This is a genomic window from Streptomyces sparsus (assembly GCF_054776295.1).
In genome coordinates this window covers 1-761 of the sequence record NZ_BAAHCA010001509.1, presented here as the reverse complement: position 1 = coordinate 761, position 761 = coordinate 1, and the positions used below count along the sequence as shown (strand labels likewise).

The 761-nt window shown below is 75.4% G+C and carries 1 protein-coding gene; it reads left to right on the top strand.

All coding sequences use genetic code 11. The features are described from left to right. Positions 1-62 precede the first annotated feature (62 nt). Positions 63-761, top strand: a 699-nt coding sequence (locus ACYVE9_RS29305; protein WP_461030906.1) for a hypothetical protein, incomplete at its 3' end; no start/stop codon positions are given.

Below are 761 nucleotides of genomic sequence, written 5' to 3'. Positions count from 1 at the left end.
GGCCGGGGCGGCCCGCGCCGTACAGTGGGCAGGGCCGGACGAAGCGGACGGAGGGTGACGGCGTGGGTACCGGACGGGACGTGGAGCACGGCTTCCCGCACCTGGAGACGGTGCGTGCGGCTGTGACCGCGCTGTACCGGCGGCTCTCCGGGGACGGCGTGCGCGCCTTCGACCTGAGCGTCGCCCCCGTTGACGTGGCGTTCGCCGACGACGAGGACCCGCACCTGGGCGCGCAGCGCCTCGCCGGGTCCCTCGTGCGGCACCTGCGGCTGCCGGAGGCTCCCGTCACGGTCACCTTCCGCGAGATGGAGCACGCCGCCGAGGTGGAGCCGGCGGCCGGCCCCGCCTACTTCGTCGAGCTCAACGCCCGCTTCACCCGCCACCGCCGCGACATCGGCGCGGCGCTGGCCCACGAGCTGACCCACGTCTACCTGCACCGCCTGGGCCTGTCCTTCGACGGGGAGCGCGACAACGAGATCCTCACCGACACCGTCGCCACCTACCTCGGCGCGGGCTGGCTGCTGCTCGACGCCTTCCGGCAGGACGGGCTCTCCTCGCAGAAGCTCGGGTACCTGACGCCGGAGGAGTTCGGCTACGTGCTGGCCGAACGGGCGGCCGTGTTCGGGGAGGACCCGTCGGTGTGGTTCACCAGCCCGCAGGCCTACGAGGCCGCCGCGGCTCGCCGGGAGCGCGCCGAGGGGGACGCCCGCCGGCCGCCGCTGACCGGCGCCGGCTGGTCGGACCGGCTGGCCTACGCGCGG